The organism is Albimonas marina (genome assembly GCF_029223255.1).
In the GTDB taxonomy this organism is placed as follows: Bacteria; Pseudomonadota; Alphaproteobacteria; order Rhodobacterales; family Rhodobacteraceae; genus Albimonas.
Genome location: NZ_JARHUC010000020.1, coordinates 1 through 2,863, shown reverse-complemented (window position 1 = coordinate 2,863; position 2,863 = coordinate 1). Strand labels below are relative to the sequence as shown.

Below are 2,863 nucleotides of genomic sequence, written 5' to 3'. Positions count from 1 at the left end.
CCGTCAACCAACCCAATTCTCGTCTCTCCACGATGTACTCAATCCCGCGGGGTGGAGCAGCCCGGTAGCTCGTCAGGCTCATAACCTGAAGGTCGCAGGTTCAAATCCTGCCCCCGCAACCAAATCTATCTGCGCTATCAAACGCTTATGCGCCGCCCTCCGGGGCGGCGTTTGCGTTTCCGCCGCCCGTGGAAGCACTGTGGAAGCAAGAGGGGCCGAAGTCCTTCATACCGCTTCCAAAAGTGTGCTGCCGTGATGGTCGGGCGCTTCCGGCGCGCTTTCGTGTCAAACGGCACGCAATCGGGACCCCTGATCGGCGCGCAAAAGGGCCCCCCCTCAGAGCATGTGCGGGCGAAGCCCTGATCGCCCCGGAGCCGTAGGCGGAGGGGCGATCAGGGCTGCGTCGGCGCCGTGCGTGATGGGGGTCAGGCGCGGTTCTTGAAGCGCCAGCTCTCGTTGCCGGTCTCGACGATCTCGCAGTGGTGGGTGAGGCGGTCGAGAAGCGCGGTCGTCATCTTGGCATCGCCGAACACCGTGGGCCACTCGCCGAAGGCGAGGTTCGTGGTGACGATGATCGAGGTCTGCTCGTAGAGCCGGCTGATGAGGTGGAAGAGGAGCTGCCCGCCGGTCTGGGCGAAGGGCAGGTAGCCGAGCTCGTCGAGCACGACGAAGTCCAGCCGGCACAGGAGATCGGCGGTGCGGCCCTGGCGGCCGTCGCGGGCCTCGGCGTCGAGCTTGTTGACCAGGTCGACCACGTTGAAGAAGCGCCCGCGGGCGCCGGCGCGGATGCAGGCTCGGACGATGCCTACGGCGAGGTGCGTCTTGTCGGTCCCCGTGCCGCCAACCAGCACGAGGTTGCGCTGCTGCTCGAGGAAGCCCCCGCCGGCGAGGTCGCGGACCAGGGTCTCGTTGATCGGCGTGTCGGCGAAGTCGAACTCTTCGACCTCCTTGGCGAAGGGCATGCGGGCGACGGTCATCTGGTACTTGATCGAGCGTGCGCGCTTCTCGTTCAGCTCGGCCGAGAGCAGGTCGCCGATCACGCGCTGCGGCTCGTGCTCGCGCTTCACGGCGGCGGCGACGATCTCGTCGTAGCCGTCCCTCATTCCGAAGAGCTTGAGGTCTCCCATCGTGGTCAGGATCTCGGTGCGGTCCATCATCCGGCGGCCCTCCTGAGGCTGTCGTAGCGGGCGCAGTCGGCGACCGGCTCGTGGGCGAGGCGCAGGGCCTCGGGCGTCATGATCGGCGCGGGCGGCTCGGGCTCGCGCCGCCTCCACCGCCTCGAGGCCGTCGTCGATCACGGCGGCGAGGATCTGCACCATCTGGCGGTCGCCGTCGGGCGCGGCGCGCAGCTTGCGCCGGATGCGCTCCAGCGCCGGCGGAAGGTCCCAGTCCTTGAACGGCGCGCCGTTGCGCAGGGCCCCGGGCTTGCGGGCCAGCACGGGCACGTAGTGCCATGGGTCGTAGACCGTCTTCCCTCGCCCAAGGGCGCGGCGGTGTTCGCCGACCACGCGGCCGTCCTGCCGGATCTCGATGCGCTCGGCGTAGGCGCGGATCTCCACCGGCCGCCCCACCGCGCTTGCCTTCACCGAGTACTTGTTGCTGTCGAAGCGGACCAGGCAGGTCTTCGAGACGGCGGCCGGCACGGCGTGGAAGCCGTCGAACGGGCCACGATACGGCACCAGGCTCGGGCGCTCGGCCTCGAACGCCGCCCAGATCGTCGTGTCGGGAAGCTCCGGGTGGCGATGCGCCTTCGCCCACTCGGTGCAGCGGTCCTCCAGCCAGGCGTTGAGCTCCTCGTAGCTCTTCACGCGGACCCGCGGCGCGAAGAACCGCTGGCGGACGGTGCCCACCTGGTTCTCGACCTGGCCCTTCTCCCAGCCGGAGGCGGGCGTGCAGGCGACCGGCTCCACCAGGTAGTGCCCGCACATCTGCTGGAAGCGGCGGTTGTAGGCCCGCTCCCTGCCCGTGAAGATCGCGTCCACCGCGGTCTTCATGTTGTCGTAGATGCCGCGCGTGCAGGCGCCACCGAAGAAGGCGAACGCCTTGTCGTGGGCGTCGAAGACCATCTCCTGCGTCTCGCGCGGGTAGGCGCGCACGAACATCATCCGGCTGTGGCAGAGCCGGACGTGCGCCACCTTCACGGTCGTGGTCACGCCGTCGATGACGACGACCTCGTGGCTCCAGTCGAACTGGTACGCCTCGCCCGGCGCGAAGCTCAGCGGGACGTAGGCCGCCGCCGTCGCCTCGCTCTCCCGGCGCCGCCAGTCCGCCGCATAGCGGCGCACAGCGTCGTAGCCGCCGGCGTAGCCGAGCCCCCGCAGCTCCTCGAAGACGCGCACCAGGGTCAGGCGCTCGCGGCTCGGGCGGGCGGCATTCGTGGCAAGGAGCCGATCCAGCTCTTCGCGCCACGGCCCGATCTTCGGCTGCGGCTGCGACCGCCGCTCGTAGGTGAACTCCGTCTCGCCCGAGCGCAGCACCTTGCGCACCGTCTTCCGGGATACCCGCAGGTCCCGGCAGATCGCCTTGATCGACTTCCCCTGGACGAAGTACGCGCGGCGGATCTTCGCGATCGTCTCCACAACCAGCATCCCGACATCGGCTCCCGAGCAACCTCGGAAGCACTGTGGACCCCAAGCTTCAGGGGGGGCCCGATTGGACGCCGATCAGCCCCGAAACGGGGTCCTTATTCCACGCCGATCCACAGCCTTTTCGTGTCCGTGAACTGCACGGCCAGCTCTCGGGGTGAACCGCTCCGGGTCTGCCGGAGGCCGATGTTCGTTAGCTACGCGGCCACATCGCGCGTTTCCAGCGCAGCGTGGAATGCGGCTTCGGCTTCTGCGGGCGGCACATTGCCTATGGGCTC

General features: G+C 68.7%; 1 protein-coding gene, 1 tRNA gene and 1 pseudogene. 1 reads left to right on the top strand and 2 read right to left on the bottom strand.

Features of this window, described 5'->3' with window-relative positions:
- The first annotated feature begins 45 nt into the window (after nucleotides 1–45).
- Nucleotides 46–122 (top strand) — tRNA-Met (locus tag P2H44_RS25465).
- A 303-nt stretch (nucleotides 123–425) separates the two neighbouring features.
- Here the strand turns inward: P2H44_RS25465 and istB are convergent.
- On the bottom strand, nucleotides 426–1,157 hold the full coding sequence (gene istB, locus P2H44_RS25460) for an IS21-like element helper ATPase IstB (RefSeq protein ID WP_275768345.1): 732 nt from the start codon (nucleotides 1,155–1,157) through the stop codon (nucleotides 426–428).
- A 5-nt stretch (nucleotides 1,158–1,162) separates the two neighbouring features.
- A pseudogene (gene istA / locus P2H44_RS25455) lies at nucleotides 1,163–2,588 on the bottom strand (IS21 family transposase); the annotation flags it as partial.
- Between the last annotated feature and the right edge of the window lie 275 nt (nucleotides 2,589–2,863).

Excerpts from the sequence above, each read along its gene's own strand:
- istB (WP_275768345.1), bottom strand. The coding sequence starts at position 1,157 with ATGATGGACCGCACCGAGATCCTGACCACGATGGGAGACCTCAAGCTC.